This window comes from Cryobacterium sp. Hh11 (genome assembly GCF_004404045.1).
GTDB classification, from domain to species: domain Bacteria; phylum Actinomycetota; class Actinomycetes; order Actinomycetales; family Microbacteriaceae; genus Cryobacterium; species Cryobacterium levicorallinum.
Genome location: NZ_SOHF01000015.1, coordinates 85030 through 101638 on the forward strand (window position 1 = coordinate 85030; position 16609 = coordinate 101638).

The 16609-nt window shown below is 65.2% G+C and carries 16 protein-coding genes and 1 pseudogene; 14 read left to right on the top strand and 3 right to left on the bottom strand.

What is annotated here, in order from left to right; all coding sequences use genetic code 11:
• Positions 1–98 precede the first annotated feature (98 nt).
• A complete protein-coding gene (locus tag E3T46_RS05845) occupies positions 99–836 on the bottom strand; it encodes an alpha/beta fold hydrolase (RefSeq protein ID WP_134577826.1) in 738 nt (245 codons plus the stop codon).
• A gap of 98 nt (positions 837–934) precedes the next feature.
• On the opposite strand from E3T46_RS05845, the pseudogene E3T46_RS05850 reads away from it, so the two are divergent.
• From E3T46_RS05850 to hemW, 4 genes and pseudogenes are all read left to right on the top strand, one after another.
• Positions 935–1078, top strand: a pseudogene (locus tag E3T46_RS05850) (amidohydrolase); the annotation flags it as partial.
• A 100-nt stretch (positions 1079–1178) separates the two neighbouring features.
• On the top strand, positions 1179–3029 hold the full coding sequence (gene lepA, locus E3T46_RS05855; RefSeq protein ID WP_134443084.1) for a translation elongation factor 4: 1851 nt from the start codon (positions 1179–1181) through the stop codon (positions 3027–3029).
• A gap of 5 nt (positions 3030–3034) precedes the next feature.
• A complete protein-coding gene (locus E3T46_RS05860) occupies positions 3035–3685 on the top strand; it encodes a DUF1990 domain-containing protein (protein WP_134577827.1) in 651 nt (216 codons plus the stop codon).
• Positions 3686–3705: 20 nt separating this feature from the next.
• Positions 3706–4929, top strand: a complete 1224-nt coding sequence (gene hemW, locus E3T46_RS05865; protein WP_134577828.1) for a radical SAM family heme chaperone HemW — start codon at positions 3706–3708, stop codon at positions 4927–4929.
• 9 nt (positions 4930–4938) lie between these two features.
• Here hemW and E3T46_RS05870 read toward each other — a convergent pair whose 3' ends face one another.
• Together E3T46_RS05870 and E3T46_RS05875 are read right to left on the bottom strand one after the other, a co-directional pair.
• Complete coding sequence (locus E3T46_RS05870; protein ID WP_241980484.1) at positions 4939–5346, bottom strand: DUF4870 domain-containing protein; 408 nt, start codon at positions 5344–5346, stop codon at positions 4939–4941.
• A gap of 171 nt (positions 5347–5517) precedes the next feature.
• Positions 5518–5991: a DUF4870 domain-containing protein gene (locus E3T46_RS05875; protein WP_134577829.1), complete on the bottom strand. Its 474-nt coding sequence runs from the start codon at positions 5989–5991 to the stop codon at positions 5518–5520.
• 237 nt (positions 5992–6228) lie between these two features.
• Between E3T46_RS05875 and hrcA the strand changes: the two genes are divergently transcribed.
• The 10 genes from hrcA to E3T46_RS05925 all read left to right on the top strand — a co-directional run bounded on the left by hrcA (position 6229) and on the right by E3T46_RS05925 (position 16313).
• Positions 6229–7248, top strand: coding sequence for a heat-inducible transcriptional repressor HrcA (gene hrcA / locus E3T46_RS05880; RefSeq protein WP_134469355.1), 1020 nt, complete (start codon positions 6229–6231; stop codon positions 7246–7248).
• Between the two features lie 115 nt (positions 7249–7363).
• Positions 7364–8467, top strand: a complete 1104-nt coding sequence (gene dnaJ, locus E3T46_RS05885; protein WP_134443079.1) for a molecular chaperone DnaJ — start codon at positions 7364–7366, stop codon at positions 8465–8467.
• Between the two features lies 1 nt (position 8468).
• Complete coding sequence (locus E3T46_RS05890; RefSeq protein ID WP_134577830.1) at positions 8469–9209, top strand: 16S rRNA (uracil(1498)-N(3))-methyltransferase; 741 nt, start codon at positions 8469–8471, stop codon at positions 9207–9209.
• A 51-nt stretch (positions 9210–9260) separates the two neighbouring features.
• Complete coding sequence (locus E3T46_RS05895; protein ID WP_134577831.1) at positions 9261–9638, top strand: HIT domain-containing protein; 378 nt, start codon at positions 9261–9263, stop codon at positions 9636–9638.
• A gap of 55 nt (positions 9639–9693) precedes the next feature.
• Positions 9694–10710 (top strand): PhoH family protein, encoded by a 1017-nt coding sequence (locus E3T46_RS05900; protein WP_134577990.1) that lies wholly within the window; start codon positions 9694–9696, stop codon positions 10708–10710.
• On the top strand, positions 10707–11171 hold the full coding sequence (gene ybeY, locus E3T46_RS05905; RefSeq protein ID WP_134577832.1) for an rRNA maturation RNase YbeY: 465 nt from the start codon (positions 10707–10709) through the stop codon (positions 11169–11171). The genes E3T46_RS05900 and ybeY overlap by 4 nt, the downstream gene beginning before the upstream one ends.
• Entirely contained in the window at positions 11171–12502 is a 1332-nt protein-coding gene (locus E3T46_RS05910; protein WP_174845378.1) for a hemolysin family protein, read from the top strand. The genes ybeY and E3T46_RS05910 overlap by 1 nt, the downstream gene beginning before the upstream one ends.
• Positions 12499–13416 carry a GTPase Era gene (gene era, locus E3T46_RS05915; protein WP_092448506.1) on the top strand — a complete coding sequence of 306 codons (918 nt, stop codon included), beginning with the start codon at positions 12499–12501 and terminating at the stop codon, positions 13414–13416. The genes E3T46_RS05910 and era overlap by 4 nt, the downstream gene beginning before the upstream one ends.
• A gap of 344 nt (positions 13417–13760) precedes the next feature.
• Positions 13761–14210, top strand: coding sequence for a hypothetical protein (locus E3T46_RS05920; RefSeq protein ID WP_134577834.1), 450 nt, complete (start codon positions 13761–13763; stop codon positions 14208–14210).
• A 273-nt stretch (positions 14211–14483) separates the two neighbouring features.
• On the top strand, positions 14484–16313 hold the full coding sequence (locus E3T46_RS05925; RefSeq protein ID WP_134577835.1) for an HNH endonuclease signature motif containing protein: 1830 nt from the start codon (positions 14484–14486) through the stop codon (positions 16311–16313).
• Positions 16314–16609 lie beyond the last annotated feature (296 nt).

The following is a 16609-nucleotide window of genomic DNA, read 5'->3' on the forward strand; positions in this document are numbered from 1 at the left end:
CGGCGCATGACCGCGCCCATATGGGTGGCCGCTACGCCAGTTACCGGAGCGCGCATCGGTATCGGGCGCGGTCCCGGGGATGCCGACGCTGTACGCCCTCAGTGCGCCGGGAGGTCGGCCGACACCTGTCCGGCGACCCCCAACAGGATCGCCGTGAAGCGCTCCGGCTGGGCCAGGCTCGACAGATGCGTTGCTCCCGGCACCACGACCACCGTCCCGTTGCGGCAGGCGGAGAGAAAGCGCCGCTCGTTCAGCCGAAAGTGATCGAGCGCACCGTTGACCAACCAGATCGGGCCGGGATACGCCGCGAGGCTGGCCAGGGGAGTCAGCGTCGAGGTCGCCTGCAAGCCGGAATCCATCACGTCGAGCGCGGCGCCGCCCGCGAGTACATCGCGCGCCCCGGCCGCAGGTAGAAGGAGGCGCGCCAGACCCTCGTGCAGCCACAAGCCCCGATCGGGCAGGCGGTGAATCATTCGGGCCAGCAGCCGATACCCCTCGAGCAAAGCGCCCCTGGGAACTGCACTACAGCCGGCAGCGATCAGCCCGGCTACCCGATCGGGGTGCTCCGCGGCATAGGCGACGGCGTAGTAGCCGCCGAGCGAGAGCCCGACCAACAGCACCCTGCCACCGAGCGCCGCCACCCCGTCGTCGATGGCGGCGAGCGCGGCCGGCACCGTGAACGGCTCCTGCATCCGCTGTCCGTGGCCGGGTAGATCAATCGCGAGAACCCGGTGCCCGGCGGCACGCAGCTTCGCCTCCTGATACCGCCACATCGTGGCCGAGGCACGGATACCGTGAACGAGCAAAATTGGTACGCGTGCCTCGGGAATCTCCATGCCCGCGAGCCTAGTCAGCCCCGATCACAGCGCAGGCCGAGGCTGGAGCGATGACATCTGCACCCACGACCACGTTGACCACCATCATCAATGCTCGCGTCGTTCCGGTGAACTTTCTGGTGCACCAGGCCTCCCTGGCCGTGCAGGAAGGGCTGCCGGTGCAGACGACGCTCGAAGCGCTCACGGTCAACCCGGCCGCGATTCTCGGACTCGACTCCCGGGTCGGACCTCTCACCGTTGGACAGTCCCGCTGGCAGATAGCCGGCAGCCGGGGCCGCCGGTACCAGCGCTTGCGGCTCGGGGAGAACGCCAACCGCCGGAGCATGGGAGAATAGACGAACTATGTCACCGAGAGCCCTTCACGCGCTGGAACCGGCCGCCACGGCCCCCGAGTTCATCCGCAACTTCTGCATCATTGCCCACATCGACCACGGTAAGTCGACGCTCGCCGACCGGATGCTGCAGATCACCGGCGTCGTCGACGAGCGTTCCATGCGGGCCCAGTACCTGGACCGCATGGACATCGAGCGGGAACGCGGCATCACCATCAAGAGCCAGGCCGTGCGCATGCCGTGGGAAATGGACGGCGTCACCTACGCCCTCAACATGATCGACACCCCCGGCCACGTCGACTTCACCTACGAGGTCTCCCGCAGCCTCGCCGCCTGCGAGGGCGCCATCCTGCTGGTCGACGCGGCCCAGGGCATCGAAGCCCAGACCCTCGCCAACCTCTACCTCGCCCTCGAGAACGACCTCACGATCATTCCGGTGCTCAACAAGATCGACCTGCCGGCCGCCGATCCGGAGAAGTACGCCCGCGAACTCGCGAGCCTCATCGGCGGACGCCCCGAAGACGTGCTGCGTGTCTCCGGCAAGACCGGCGCCGGTGTTGAAGAGCTGCTGAACCTCGCCACGACGATGATTCCGGCGCCGAAGGGCAACCCGGATGCCGCCGCTCGCGCCATGATCTTCGACTCGGTCTACGACAGCTACCGCGGCGTCGTCACCTACGTGCGCATGATCGACGGCCATCTAAAGGCCCACGAAAAAATTCAGATGATGTCGACCAAGGCGACGCACGAGATCCTCGAGATCGGCGTCATCTCGCCCGAACCGGTGGAGAGCAAGGGCCTCAGGGTCGGCGAGGTCGGCTACCTGATCACCGGTGTGAAAGACGTGCGCCAGTCCAAGGTCGGCGACACCATCACGACCGCAGTGCGCCCGGCGACCGACGCCCTGCCCGGCTACGACGAACCGCAGCCCATGGTGTTCTCCGGCCTGTACCCGATCGACGGCAGCGATTATCCGGCGCTGCGCGAGGCACTGGACAAACTCAAGCTGTCTGACGCCAGCCTCGGCTACGAGCCGGAGACATCCGTCGCCCTCGGTTTCGGATTTCGCTGCGGGTTTCTCGGCCTGCTGCACCTCGAGATCATCACCGAACGCCTCGAACGTGAATTCAACATCGACCTCATCACCACGGCGCCGAGCGTGCCCTACGAGGTCACCACCGACGACAAGCGCACCGTCACGGTCACCAACCCGAGCGAATACCCCACCGGAAAAATCGCCAAGGTGCTCGAACCCATGGTCAAGGCCGCGATTCTCGCCCCGAAAGACTACGTCGGCGTCATTATGGAGCTCTGCCAGAGTCGCCGTGGCACCCTGCTCGGCATGGAATACCTCGGCGAAGACCGCGTCGAGATTCGCTATTCGATGCCGCTCGGTGAGATCGTGTTCGACTTCTTCGACATGCTCAAGGGCCGCACCGCCGGCTACGCCTCGCTCGACTACGAACCCTCCGGCGAGCAGGAAGCCGACCTGGTCAAGGTCGACATTCTGCTGCAGGGCGAACAGGTCGACGCGTTTTCTGCCATCGTGCACCGCGACAAGGCCTACGCCTACGGCGCGCTAATGACCGGGCGCCTGCGCAAACTGATTCCGCGCCAGCAGTTTGAGGTGCCCATCCAGGCCGCGATCGGTGCGCACATCATCGCCCGCGAGAGCATCTCGGCGATGCGCAAAGACGTGCTGGCCAAATGCTACGGCGGTGACATCTCGCGCAAGCGCAAGCTGCTGGAGAAGCAGAAAGAGGGCAAGAAACGCATGAAGATGGTCGGCCGGGTCGAAGTTCCCCAGGAAGCCTTCATCGCCGCGCTCAGCGGCGACATCGAGACCAAAGACAAGAAGTAAAGCGGATGCGCAGGGCCACCTTCACCGACGCCGCCGTCAGCTACGCTGCCATCGGCGGTACGCTGGCGCCCGACCTGATGAGCTATCCGCCCAAGGGCTACCGGCCGATGGAGCAGAGCGTCAGGCTCGGCAGTTCGCCGGAACGCTTTGAAGCCGCGACGAAGTTGCTGATGACGTGGGGAATCCAGCGCGGCAGCGGCATGGAGGTGACCGACCTCGAAAATGGAACCGGCGTGCAGTACACCCCGGTGACCTTTGGGCCTGACGGCGCGCCGGCGGGCGGGCAGCAGCATCCGGTCAATGAAGCGACCTTCGCTGAGGACGGCACCCCGTATATTGCGAACGGTATGACGGCCACACTCAAGATGCGGGTTGGACCGATCGGCGTGACCGCGCCGGTGCGGGTCGTCTACGTGATCGACGAGGCCGCCCGCATCGGGTTCGCCTACGGCACCCTGGCCGGTCACCCGGAGAGTGGTGAGGAATCCTTCATCGTCGAGCACCGCGAGGACGACTCGGTTTGGTTGACGATCCGCTCCTTTTCGCGGCCGAGCACCTGGTATTACCGACTGGCCTGGCCGGTGCTGCGCTTTCAGCAGGCCAAATTCACCAAGTTGTATCTGCGGGCTTTGCACCCCGCGGGTGCGATCAAATAGAACGTACTGGAGCACCACCCATGGCCGGACCCCACCCCATCGGCGACCCGGCACCCGACGACGGCCTTCTGCCGGCCTCGGCAGCCGTCAACGCCGCTGAACGCGATTTCGGCGTCTACCTGCACGTGCCGTTCTGCCGGGTGCGCTGCGGCTACTGCGATTTCAACACCTATACCGCGACCGAACTGCGCGGCGTCAAGCAGAGCGACTACGCCAGCCAAGCCGTGCTCGAGGTCGAGGCCGCCAGCCGCATCCTCACCGCATCGGGCGTGCCCGAACGCCCGGTGGCAACGGTGTTCTTCGGGGGAGGCACACCCACGCTGCTGCCGGTCACCGACCTGGCGAAAATGCTCGGTGCCGTGCGCGACCAGTGGGGCTTGACCGACGACGCCGAAGTGACCACCGAGGCGAACCCCGACTCGGTCGATGCCGCCTACCTCGGCGCCCTCGCCGAGGCCGGATTCACCCGGGTGTCCTTCGGTATGCAGTCCGCCGTGCCGCAGGTGCTGGCGACCCTGGAACGCACCCACGACCCGGAGCGGGTGCCCCTCGTGGTGGAATGGGCCCGTGCCGCCGGCCTCGACGTGAGCCTCGACCTCATCTACGGCACGCCGGGAGAGTCGCTCGCCGACTGGCGCACCAGCCTCGAACAGGCGCTCAGCCTGCACCCAGACCACCTCAGCGCCTATTCGCTCATCGTCGAAGACGGCACCAAACTCGCGCGGCAGATTCGCCGCGGCGAGATCGCCCCGACCGACGACGACCAACAGGCCGACTTCTATGAACTCGCCGACGAACTGCTCGCCGCCGCCGGCTATGACTGGTACGAGGTCAGCAACTGGGCTACGAGCGACGCGCACCGCTCCCGCCACAACCTCGCCTACTGGACCGGCCAGGACTGGTGGGGCATCGGCCCCGGCGCCCACAGCCACATCGGCGGGGTGCGCTGGTGGAACGTCAAACATCCCGCAGCCTATTCAGAGCGGATGCTCGGCGGCCTGTCCCCGGCCGCCGGTCGAGAAACGCTCGATGCGCCCACCCGCGAACTCGAGCGCATCCTGTTGCAGAGCCGCATCCGCACCGGTATCCCGATCGCATCGCTGTCAGCGGACGGACGCCGAGAGGTGGCAGGACTGATCGCCGATGAGCTCGTCAACGCCAAAGCCGCCCTCGCTGGGACCATTGAACTGACCCTGCGCGGACGGCTTCTGGCCGACGCCGTGGTGCGGCGGCTAAGCGACTAAGAGCGTGCGCTAGCTGAAAAATCTGATGGTCAGCGGGTAGGAATACCCCTGGCCGCGGTTGGCCGCGAGTGCGGCGAGGATCGAGAAGATGATGCCGAGCACCCAGGCCACCGGCACAATCAGGTAGCCGATCAGGATCGCCGTCAACGCGGTGCCCACCACATAAACGATCATCAGGGTGATCTGAAAGTTCAAAGCCGTCGCACTGTGGGCACGAATGAACGGCCCACGATCGCGCAGCACGAGATAGCCGATGAGTGCGGGAACAAAGGCGAAGAGGATACCGCCGACGTGAATCAGGGTCGCCCACATCTTCTCGTCGGCCGGACTCATCGGCGTCGGCGGGACGCTCTGCGCGTACGGGTTTTGCGGCGGGGTGGATTCATACGGATTTGTGCGTGAATCGTTCTCGGACATACGGTCTCCTGTTCGAGCGTGGTCGGTCTGGACGCGGTGGATCTGGCGATGGGTTGCCGACGACATCCAGGGAAGAACCACTGCGTGCACTAGCACTGTGTGGGGTCGGACAAGCCAGGCCAGACCCCTCCAGACTAACCGTCCGAGATGAGTATTGGACCGGGCCGCGCGCTACTGGATCAGGCGAATCGCGACCGGATACCGGTAGTTCTGGCCGTCCTTGGCCTTCAGAAACCCAATGATCGAAAAGATGACTCCGGCCACCCAGAGCAGCCAGGTCAGGCCGATGAGCAGGCCGCCGATTCCGAAGGTGACGATCGCCAGGATGAACGAGACGACATTTATCACGACGTATCCGATCACGAGGGTGATCTGAAAGTTGAGCGCCTCCTTCGCCTCGGTATTGGTGAGGCGGCCGCGGTCCTTGAAGACCAGCCAAATGATCAGCGACGGAAGAAAGCTCAGGATGCCGCCGAGGTGCGCAAACGAGGCCCATTGTCGGTCGTCGGCCTCCGAGAGTGGGGCTGCGGCTATAGGGGTGCCGTATGGGCTGCCCGTCCCGGGCTGCTGGCCATACGGCGGCTGCCCAGCATTAGGGTCACGGTAGTTAGAATCACCGGGAGGTTGTGCCTGTGGATCGCTCATGATCGTGCCTTTCACTGAACTCCGGGGGAGCGTCTAGCGGTAATTAAACGCTCGGTTCGCGATACTGGCAATGGGTGCGCTCAGCCGGAACACGGCCGGTCGCGATAGTATTGGCAGTCAGTGGATGCGAGTGCCAACGACGTGCCGGCAAACCTGCGTTCCGGTGCGCTCGAGGCGCGCCGACCCGGGGCATCCGCTCAACTGAAGTTGGACCGGAAAAAGAGGAAGGCGGGCGAAATGGTTTCCGACCGTGGGCTCGATGTGCTGCGCGTCATCGTGCAGGACTACGTCGCGTCCCGCGAACCCGTCGGCTCCAAATCCATCGTCGACCGGCATTCCTTCGGTGTTTCCGCCGCGACCATTCGCAACGACATGGCCCTGCTCGAAGAAGAAGAGCTCATCGCGGCGCCGCACACCTCCTCGGGGCGCATCCCGACGGATAAGGGCTACCGGGTCTTCGTCGACCACCTGGCCGACCTGCGTCCGCTGACCCCGGCCCAGCGTCAGGCCATTGAAACTTTCCTGGGTCACTCCGCCGACCTCGACGAGGTGCTCGTGCGCAGCGTGCGTTTGCTCTCGCAGCTCACCCACCAGGTCGCGCTCGTGCAATACCCCTCGCTGTCCCGCGCCAGGGTTCGGCACATCGAGTTCGTGCCGCTGACCGAGACGCGCATCCTGTCGGTGCTGATCACCGATTCCGGCGGGGTCGAGCAGCGGGTTATCGACCTGCCGCGAGCATTCGACGAGCAGACGCTCGGCGAACTGCGCGCCCGACTGAACGTCACGGTCGTTGGACTGGGCATGGCCGAGGCGAGCGTTGCCCTCGCCGCGAGCGTCTGGCCGGGATCGCCGGCGCTGCAGCCGATCGTCGACCTGATCACGCGCACCGTCGCCGACCAGGTTGGAGCCAACCGTCAGGAGAAGCTCGTCATGGCCGGGGCCGCAAACCTGGTGCGCACCGAAGACGACTTCTCCGGCAGCATCTATCCGGTACTCGAAGCCATCGAAGAACAGGTCGTGCTGCTGCGGCTGTTCGGCGAGATGGAGACCGACCAGCACGGCGTTTCGGTGAGTATCGGCCGGGAGAATGCGGCCTTCGGCCTGCCGGAAGCGAGCGTGCTGACCAGCGGCTATACCGCAGGCGGCAACCTGGCCCGGCTGGGCGTGCTCGGGCCGACCCGCATGGACTATTCCAACAATATGGCGGCCGTACGCGCCGTCGCCCGGTACCTCTCCCGCTTGCTCGGCGAGACCTGAACTCTGTCCCAATCAGGCTCTGTGCCAATTCGACTCTGTGCCAATTCGACTCTGTGCCATTTAGGCTCTGTGCCATTTCGAACAACCAACATCAAAAAATCAAGGAGAGCCACCTTTGGCTGACCATTACGAAGCGCTGGGCGTTGACCGCGACGCGACCACCGACCAAATCAAGAAGGCCTACCGTCGCCTCGCCCGCGAGCTGCACCCCGACGTGAACCCCGGCGCCGAAGCATCCGAACGGTTCAAGAGCATCACCCACGCCTATGACGTGCTGAGCGACGCCAAGCAGCGCCAGAAGTACGACCAGGGCGGCGGCCAGAACGGCGGCTTCGACGGGCAGAACTTCGGCAACTTCGGCGACATCTTCGAGACCTTCTTCGGCGGCGGCGGGAGCAGCCGTGGTCCGCGCTCGCGCCGCGAACGCGGCCAGGACGCCCTGATTCGAGTCGACCTCGACCTCGACGAGGTCATCTTCGGCACGCACCGCGACCTGGAGGTCGACACGGCGATCGTCTGTGAGACCTGCAAGGGCTCCTGTTGCGCGCCCGGCACCTCGCCGATCACCTGCGACATCTGCCACGGCACGGGTAGCATCCAGCGCGCTGTGCGCTCCCTGCTCGGGAACGTGATGACGTCAAGCCCGTGCGGTTCCTGCCGCGGTTACGGCACCATCATCGCCACCCCGTGCATGACCTGCTCCGGTCAGGGCCGCATTCGCGCCCGCCGCACCGTTCCGGTCGACATTCCGGCGGGCGTCGACACCGGCCTGCGCCTGCAGATGCCCGGCAGCGGCGAAGCCGGCCCGGCAGCTGGCCCCAATGGTGACCTGTACCTCGAGATGAAGGTGCGCCATCACGACGTGTTCAGCCGTGATGGCGACGACCTGATGTGCTCGCTCGACGTGCCGATGACCAGTGCGATTCTCGGGACCACCGTGACCGTCAAGGCTCTCGACGGTGACATCGAGGTGGAGATTCGCCCCGGATCGCAGAGCTCCGAGGTACTCACGATCAAGGACCGCGGCATCACCAAGCTGCGCGGCAGTGGCCGCGGCGACCTCAAGGTCGGCATCCACGTGCTCACCCCGACCAAGCTCGACCACAAGGAACGCGACCTGATCGAACAGTTCGCAGCCCGCTACGCGGCTCCGGCGCCGACCCTGAGCCAGTACCAGCAGGGCTTGTTCGCGAAGCTGCGCGACCGGTTCCTCGGCTGACGTGGCACATTTCTACCTGCAGGAAACGCTCCGGGCGGCGCAGTGCCGCCCGGGGCAGGTGGTCACCGTGGACGGCGCCGAGGCGCGGCACGCGGTCACGGTGAGCCGGGTGCGCCCCGGGGACCGGCTCCGCCTGGGTAATGGGGCCGGGTTGCTGCTGGAGGGAGCCGTGCTGACGGCGGACGCTGTGCAGTTGACCCTGCGCGTCGATGACGCGAGCGAGACTGCGGCGGCGACGCCGCGCATCCGCTTGGTGCAGGCCCTCGCCAAGGGGGACCGGGACGAACTGGCCATTCAGGCCGCCACCGAACTCGGCGTCGACGGCGTCATCCCGTGGTCCGCAGCCCGCTCCATCACCAGGTGGGAGGGCGCGAAGATCGCCAAAGGCCACGAACGCTGGAGCAGCATCGTGCGTGAGGCCAGCAAACAGTCGATCCGGGCTTGGCTGCCCGATGTCGCCCAGCTGACCAGCACCAAGCAGCTGGCCGTTTTGGCCGCCACGACACGGATGCTGCTGCTCGACCCGACCGCGACCGGTCGCCTCACCGAGGTGGCCGTCCCCACCGACGACCGCGACATTCTGCTCGTCGTCGGCCCCGAGGGCGGAATATCGCCGGCCGAACTGCTCCTGCTCGAGCAGGCCGGCGCGAGCCAGATACGCCTCGGCGACACCGTGCTGCGCACATCGACCGCGGGGCCAGCCGCCCTCGCAATCCTCAATGCAACTTTGGGTCGCTGGTAGAGCGTGCCGTTGGTAGTGCGTGCCGCTGATAGCGCCGCTTAAGATAGAGGTATGTCTTCTTCCGTCGCCCAACCGACCATTTTCAGCCGCATCATCGCGCGTGAGATTCCGGCGACGATCGTGGCCGAAACCGAGCACATTATCGCGTTCCTCGACATTGCACCCAAAGCCCCGCTGCACGTTGTCGTCACCACGAAAGACCCTCAGTATCACAACGTGGTCGAGCTCGCCGCCGGCAATCCCCCCCTGCTCGCCGAACTTGTCGCCGTGGCCGAGCAGATCGCGGCCGAACGCACCAACGGACAGTTCCGTCTGGTGTTCAACACCGGGGCGGCCGCCGGCCAGACCGTCTTCCACGTGCACGCGCACGTGCTCGGCAGCCCCGAAGCGTCTGATCAGCTGGGGGAGGACTCGCTTGGCGCCCTCTGATTCTTATAAAGCTGACTCCAACAGGGAGCTGCGCTTCACCGTTGACGGCGTCGCCATGGTGCGCCTGCTCGGCCCCGAAGACCGCTACCTGAACACCATCGAGGCCGCCTACCCGAAGGTCGACGTGCACGTGCGCGGCAACGACGTGACGCTCGGCGGCTCGGCCAACGACGTCGAGGCAGTGCGTCGCCTGATCGAGGAGCTGCAGCTGGCCCTGCGCACCGGCCACGACCTCGGCGAAACCGAAGTGGCCACCGCGGCACGGATGCTGGCCGCCGACAGTTCCGTGAGCCCATCCGCTCAGCTCGGCGCCCCAATTCTGACCGCCCGTGGCAAGAGTATTCGGGCCAAATCGATCGGCCAGAAAGAGTACATCGACGCGATCGACGACAACACGATCGTGTTCGGCATCGGACCGGCCGGAACCGGCAAGACCTACCTCGCCATGGCGAAGGCGGTGCGTGCCCTGCAGAACAAAGAGGTAGAGCGCATCATCCTGACCCGCCCGGCCGTGGAGGCCGGAGAACGGCTCGGCTTTCTGCCCGGCACGCTCACCGACAAGATCGATCCCTACCTGCGGCCGCTCTACGACGCGCTCGGCGAAATGCTTGACCCCGAACTGATCCCCAAATTGCTCGCGGCCGGCACGATCGAGGTCGCCCCGCTCGCCTACATGCGCGGTCGCACCCTGAACGCAAGCTTCGTCGTGCTCGACGAAGCCCAGAACACGACGCCCGAGCAGATGAAGATGTTCCTGACCCGCCTTGGCTTCGGCTCCAAGATGGTCATCACCGGCGATGTCACCCAAATCGACCTGCCGGCCGGCAGCAGCGGCTTGAAACTCGTGACCCGTGTGCTTGACGGTATCGACGACATCCACTTTTCCTATCTGACCAGTGCCGACGTTGTGCGGCACTCGCTGGTCGGGCGCATCGTCGACGCGTATACCGAGTACGACGCGCAGAAACAGGCCCTCCGCCAGGAGAGCGCCGAAGCGCGCGCATTTGCTACTCAAGGCCCCCAGCGCACCGGCAATGCGCCCGGCCGCAACCCGAAACGGAGTTCCAGTTGAGCATCGAAATCAACAACGAGTCGACCATCCCGGTCGATGAGGCCGCCATTCAGCGCCTCGCTGCCTTCGCGCTCGACACCATGCACGTGCACGCCGACGCCGAACTCGCCATTGTGCTGGTCGACGAGGGCGCCATGGAGCAGCTGCACGTGCAGTGGATGGATGAGCCGGGCCCCACCGACGTTCTGAGCTTTCCGATGGACGAACTACGCCCCGGTACCGAGGAGCAGGAGACCCCGCCCGGATTGCTCGGCGATATCGTGCTCTGCCCGAAGGTCGCCAAGGAGCAGGCTGAAACCGCCGGGCACAGCACCCTCGATGAGCTACTGCTACTGACCACGCACGGCGTGCTGCACCTGCTCGGCTTCGACCACGCCGAACCGGCCGAGGAGAAGGAAATGTTCGGCATTCAGCGCGACATTCTCATCGGTTTCGCCATGCAGGAACGACAACGCCCCTGATGCACATCGTGTGGTTTATTTACGCGGCCGTGGTTCTGGTCGTGTTTGCCGGTCTGATGGCCGCCGTCGACGCGGCGATCACGACCCAATCCCGGGCCGATATTGTCGGCCTGGTCCCGACGCGGCGGGCGAAACGGTCGCTCCGCGCGATCGCCGAGGACACCGGCGCACACCTGAATGCGATCAACTTCATTCGCATTACCGCCGAGACCACGGCGGCGGTCCTGGTGACCCTCGTTTTTGCGACCACCATCGAGGCCCTGTGGCTCGCGCTGTTGCTGTCGGCGCTGATCATGACCTCGGTTTCGTTTGTGCTGGTCGGTGCCAGTCCGCGCAGTGTCGGGCGAGCGCATCCGGTCGCCCTGCTGACGGCCACCGCGCTGCTCGTGCATGTTGCGCGCGTTCTGCTCGGACCGATCGCGAACGCCCTGGTCGCCCTCGGAAACCGCGTCACCCCCGGCCGCACCAAGCTGGCGACCTTCACCTCCGAAGACCAGCTGCTTAGCATGGTCGACGAGGCCACCGAACTCGACGTAATCGAGGAGGACGACCGCGAGCTCATCCACTCAATTTTTGAGTTCAGCGACACGGTCGTGCGGGAGCTCATGATTCCCCGCACCGACATGATCACCATCGACGCCGACGCGAGCATTGACGCGGCCATGGGCCTGTTCCTGAGCAGCGGTACATCGCGCGTGCCCGTTCGGGGCGGCGAGGTCGACGACGTCGCCGGCATCCTTTACCTGCGCGACGTCGCCCGGCTGGTCTTTGAACGCCCGATCAATGCCCTGCAACTGACGGTCGCCGAACTCGCACGTCCGGCCGTGTTCGTGCCGGAATCCAAGAAAGCCGACGATATGCTGCGGCAGATGCAGCTTGAGTCCAACCACCTGGCCATGGTCGTTGACGAGTACGGCGGCATCGCCGGACTGGTCACCCTCGAGGATCTGATCGAGGAGCTCGTCGGCGATATCTCGGATGAGTACGACCGCGATGTGGTCGAGTTCGAAGACCTTGGCGATGGGCGTTTTCGGGTCAGCGCCCGACTGCCGGTCGACGAGCTCGGCGAACTCTTTGACCTTGAGCTCGACGACGATGATGTCGACTCGGTCGGTGGCCTTCTGGCCAAGGCACTCGGGCGACTGCCCGTCGCCGGGTCGGTCGCCTCGGTGAGCGGATTGAACCTCACCGCCGAACGCACCGAAGGTCGTCGTAAGCGCATCAGCACCGTGCTGGTGGAGCGCGACGAAGCGCTGATTGATGCGCAGACCGCATTTCTCACGGGAACGAACCGTAGCACAGTGTCTGATGATGAAGGAGAACGGTCATGACCGCAGCAACACCGGCGCACCCCGCCGATTACCGAGCGGGATTCGTCTCCTTCGTGGGACGCCCCAACGTGGGAAAATCCACGCTGACAAACGCGCTCGTGGGGGAGAAGGTCGCGATCACCTCGTCGAAGCCGCAGACCACCCGCCGCGCCATTCGGGGCATCGTGCACCAGAAGAACGGCCAGCTCATTCTGGTCGACACCCCCGGAATCCACCGCCCGCGCACCCTCCTCGGTGAGCGCCTGAACAGCCTGGTCACGGCGACCCTGGCCGGCGTCGATGTGATCGGGCTGTGCATCCCGGCCAACGAGCCGATCGGCCCGGGAGACAAGTTCATCAATGAGCAACTGGATGCCTTCCCGCGGGCCAAAAAGGTCGCCATCGTCACCAAGATTGATGCGTCCTCCAAGACCAACGTCGCCAATCAGCTGCTCGCCGTCTCCCAGCTGCGGGATTGGGAGGCCATTGTTCCGATCTCCTCGACCAGCCGAATCCAGCTCGACACCCTGGCGACCCAACTCCTGCGCCTGCTGCCGCATGCGGATGCCCCGCTCTACCCGGCCGACACCGTCACCGACGAGACCCTCGAGTCGCGCATCTCGGAGTTCATTCGCGAGGCAGCCCTTGAGGGCGTCACCGACGAGCTGCCGCACTCGATCGCCGTGACCATCGACGACATCATCGAGCGTGATGACCAGGAACTGGTTGAGATTTACGCCAACCTGTTCGTCGAACGGGACAGCCAGAAGGGCATCATCATCGGCAAGTCGGGCAGCCGGCTGAAGGATGTCGGTACCCGCGCGCGTAAACAGATCGAACCGCTCGTCGGCAAGCGCGTCTTTCTGTCGCTGCGGGTGAAGATCGCCAAGGAATGGCAGCGCGACCCAAAGCAGCTCGGGCGCCTCGGCTTCTAACGCCTCGGCTTCTAACGCCTCGGCCAATCGTTCAGTTCAGGTCATTTGCGGTCTGAATCTCACGCGTGGGCGCGTTCGTATGTTTCCACTGCTTCACGGATCACGTGTGATTTCGTGACACGCCGTTGGCTGGCGACCCTGGTGGAGCGGGCTCGGTGAACGCGTCCAGAGCCTGAACCGCTCGTCGACCATGTTCATCCGGGCTTTGCGTTGTTCGAGGCGATCCCGTTACGGTCGAATGGATGTTGCAGTGAATCTGCAGAGTTTCGAGTTCTACGGGGGTAGTCATCCGCTACGCAAGAATTGCACTTTCGACCGGATTCGCGCTGGTCTATCTAGTGGCGGTGGGATTCATCGCCCTGCGGGCAGAGGCGGTGACGTCAGGGGCAGTTCTCGGTTGGGACAACACGGTGATCTCGGCTACCAACGTCGGTTCGCCGTGGTTGCAAAATCTCTTCGTGGCCGGGCTGAGCGGCTTGCTGATCTTCTGGTGCGTGCGCGACAGCAGCGGTGATGAGCCCAACCGTGTTTACCCCGCTCTGTGCGCGTTCGGTGTGTTGATCCTCGGCACTGTCTGGTTTTCAGTCACGAAGGATTATTCCTTCGTCCCCTACACTCTCGGGGGTCCGCTCGAGGCCCAAGCCAATCCCGTCTGCATGTGGGCCGAAGCCGGTGCGCTGAGTCCTGCCGTGCATGCTGTTTGCGCCGTTCTTGCCGTAATAGTCCTGGTTGCTCTCCAGAAGCACAGAGCAGATATTCGACGGCGCGCTGTTCAGGAGTCGATGCCCGGTTAGTGGCGCGGGCCGGCTCGCTGCCCCTCCCGAGATCGTTCCGCGCTGGCCCGAACTGCATGAAATAGCGACAGAACTTCGATGTTTACTTCGATGCGTCACTCGCCCCCACCGCAATGCTCCCGATGCACGAACTCTTCAACCGGGCACCAGCTAGGGCCTAGCGCTGCGTGGATGACCACCAGCTTGCTGTGGCACCGAAAATTCTTATTGGAAGATATCTGAGTTTCTCTCGCTTTCATGTTCGATTCGGGGTAGAATCATGGGGAGGAGGCAATGGCGCCCATGTTCATGGAAAACCTGAGCGAGTCCAGTTTGAACCCTGTGATTGTGGCGGTGGAGCAGGCGCGGGAGGCGTTGTTGGCGGCGTTGGGTGGGCTGTCCTTCGGGTCGCTCGGTGATGACGAATCCTTGAGCATGCTGCTCGCGCTGGAGGGTGTGGGTCGGGTCGTTGATGGGGCCCGCGTGCTGTCGACGACGGATGTGCTGCGTCGTTCCGAGTATTTTGATGCGTCCGTGGCGAAGAAGGCCGCCGCGAAAACGGTCGATCAGACCGAGGTGGAAGCGGCGGGCGCGGTGTCTCTGGCGCGTCGGCTGGGCTGCCGTAGCGGCCTCGTGTTGGTCTCGTCCCTGGCCCGGATCTCGCGCAGTGAGGTGCGGCAGCGTGCGTCGCTGGGTAAGGCTGCGGGTGAGCGGATGCTGCTCGGTCGGCCCCTGACGCCCACCTATCCCGTCGTCGGGGAAGCTTTGCAGGGCGGGGCGCTCGGCGTCGAGCAGGCCCGCGTGATCGTGTCCGTCCTCGACGGCCTACGCCCCTCGGTTCTGGTCGATGACCTCGACCGGGTCGAACGCTCTCTCGTGGCGAGTGGGTCCGGTGCGATCACCCCGGAGACCGAGGGGCTTCCGGGTGCGGGGATTGCGTTTGCGCCGGAGTTGCTGCGCCAGCAGGGCATTGCGTGGCAGGCGCGCCTTGCGCCCGATGGGTCCGCGCCTGGTGAGGCGGCGGTGGAACGGCAAAGCTGGCTCTCCTTTGGTGGGCTGGCGAACGGGGGCTACAGCCTGAATGGCTGGCTGAGCACCCTCGACCGCGCCATCATCAGCACCGTTTTCGACGCCTACCTCTCCTCCGCCGCTGCCAGCCCCGTTCCCGGCGCTGCTTCGCGCGCCACGGTCGCGTTCCGCGCGAGCGAACCGTCTGCTGAAGACGGCACGGACAGCACCAGCATCGATGGCAGCGACCGCATGGACGGCATCAGCACCGAAAGCGACGAGAGCACCGACAGCACCGACAGCAGCGACAGCAGCGAGAGCACGGACAGCAGCGACGGCCTCGCAGCTGCCGCCGACGCTGACGGTGGCGACCAGGCCGAGAACCACGCACCGGCAGAGCACTGCGAAGCCGACGAGCAGACCGCCAGCCAGCACGGCCAGAACGCCGGCCGCGACGAGCAGACTGGAGCAAGCGACGGCCAGGTGCTCAGTCCCTGCCCGCAGGAACCCGGCGACATCCGCTCGATCCGTGAGAAGCAGGCTGGGATCCTCCGCGCCGTGTTCGAAGCGGCCGCCCGTCAGCCGGGAACCCCGACGATGGGCGGCGCGGCACCGACGGTGCTGGTGCACATCCACATCAACGACCTGCTCGCTGGGCGCGGAGCTGGCTGGATCGACGGCATTGACGGTCCCCTCAGTGTCAAACAAGTCGACGAGCTTGTCTGCGCCGGCGGCTATCAACCCGTGTTGTTCGGCCACCAGGGTCAGGTTGTGCACCTCGGCACCACCAACCGATTCTTCACCGCCACCCAACGCCGAGCATTAGCGGCCCGTGATGGTGGCTGTGTTATCCCCGGCTGCACCGTGCCGCCGCACCTGACGCAGGCTCACCACGTTATTCCCTGGAATAAGGGCGGTCTGACAAATATCGATAACGCCGTTCTCATCTGTAATGCCGGGCATGCCAGCATCGAAACGTCCGGCTGGGACATCGAGATGCGACACGGACGCCCCTGGGTGCGTGGCCCCCTCATCTTCGACCCCACCCAAACCTGGCGCCCCGCCGGCCAAAACCGCGCCGCCACCCCCGCCGAGAAACCACACTGGGAGAAGTAGGCCTACCGCTGATCGAGATCCCTGACGTGGGGCTCGATCACTCGTTCCTCGCGCCTCGACCAGCGTGTGCGCATTCCACCAGCGGCACGGTGACGTTTTTCAGGCCGGCAACCATCGGGCTCACGGTCCGATCGGCGGGGGTGCGCGACGCCAGGTGGATCCTCGGGAACGTTAGCAGCATGTCGGAACCACCCCATCGTTGGTCGAGCCCGTCGAGACCGCCATCTCCTGAGCGACCGCGACCTGCGGTGTCGGCCACGGTCCTACCGGTCGGACCGGGAGGTGCCGCCCGGCAC

Excerpts from the sequence above, each read along its gene's own strand:
- E3T46_RS05895 (WP_134577831.1), top strand. The coding sequence starts at position 9,261 with ATGTCTTCTTCCGTCGCCCAACCGACCATTTTCAGCCGCATCATCGCG.
- E3T46_RS05910 (WP_174845378.1), top strand. The coding sequence starts at position 11,171 with ATGCACATCGTGTGGTTTATTTACGCGGCCGTGGTTCTGGTCGTGTTT.
- E3T46_RS05870 (WP_241980484.1), bottom strand. The coding sequence starts at position 5,346 with ATGTCCGAGAACGATTCACGCACAAATCCGTATGAATCCACCCCGCCG.
- hemW (WP_134577828.1), top strand. The coding sequence starts at position 3,706 with ATGGCCGGACCCCACCCCATCGGCGACCCGGCACCCGACGACGGCCTT.
- lepA (WP_134443084.1), top strand. The coding sequence starts at position 1,179 with ATGTCACCGAGAGCCCTTCACGCGCTGGAACCGGCCGCCACGGCCCCC.
- E3T46_RS05860 (WP_134577827.1), top strand. The coding sequence starts at position 3,035 with ATGCGCAGGGCCACCTTCACCGACGCCGCCGTCAGCTACGCTGCCATC.
- era (WP_092448506.1), top strand. The coding sequence starts at position 12,499 with ATGACCGCAGCAACACCGGCGCACCCCGCCGATTACCGAGCGGGATTC.
- E3T46_RS05900 (WP_134577990.1), top strand. The coding sequence starts at position 9,694 with ATGGTGCGCCTGCTCGGCCCCGAAGACCGCTACCTGAACACCATCGAG.
- hrcA (WP_134469355.1), top strand. The coding sequence starts at position 6,229 with ATGGTTTCCGACCGTGGGCTCGATGTGCTGCGCGTCATCGTGCAGGAC.
- E3T46_RS05925 (WP_134577835.1), top strand. The coding sequence starts at position 14,484 with ATGGCGCCCATGTTCATGGAAAACCTGAGCGAGTCCAGTTTGAACCCT.
- E3T46_RS05845 (WP_134577826.1), bottom strand. The coding sequence starts at position 836 with ATGGAGATTCCCGAGGCACGCGTACCAATTTTGCTCGTTCACGGTATC.
- E3T46_RS05875 (WP_134577829.1), bottom strand. The coding sequence starts at position 5,991 with ATGAGCGATCCACAGGCACAACCTCCCGGTGATTCTAACTACCGTGAC.